Source organism: Psychromonas aquatilis (genome assembly GCF_038155185.1).
In the GTDB taxonomy this organism is placed as follows: Bacteria; Pseudomonadota; Gammaproteobacteria; order Enterobacterales; family Psychromonadaceae; genus Psychromonas; species Psychromonas aquatilis.
In genome coordinates, this window is the sequence record NZ_JBAKAZ010000496.1 from 1 (window position 1) to 207 (window position 207).

At 41.5% G+C, this 207-nt stretch carries 1 protein-coding gene; it reads right to left on the reverse strand.

Going from position 1 to position 207, the window contains the following annotated elements; translation table 11 throughout:
* Positions 1–55 precede the first annotated feature (55 nt).
* On the reverse strand, positions 56–207 hold a 152-nt coding region (locus V6256_RS16275; RefSeq protein ID WP_341599214.1), incomplete at its 5' end, for an RsmE family RNA methyltransferase.

Sequence of the window (207 nt, forward strand, 5' to 3'; positions counted from 1 at the left end):
GGGATCCATCACGATGCCGATTTTAATGGTCATATTTTTTCCTATTGATAATGGGTTAAGCTAAGTCGCCAAAGCGACACTGCAATGCAGTAATAGGAGTTAAAGCTGCTGTTTCTGTGCGTAATACTCTAGGAGCTAATAATGTTTCAGTAAATTTCAGTGTGTCGGTCAAATTGATCTCCTCGTCACTGAAACCACCTTCCGGTC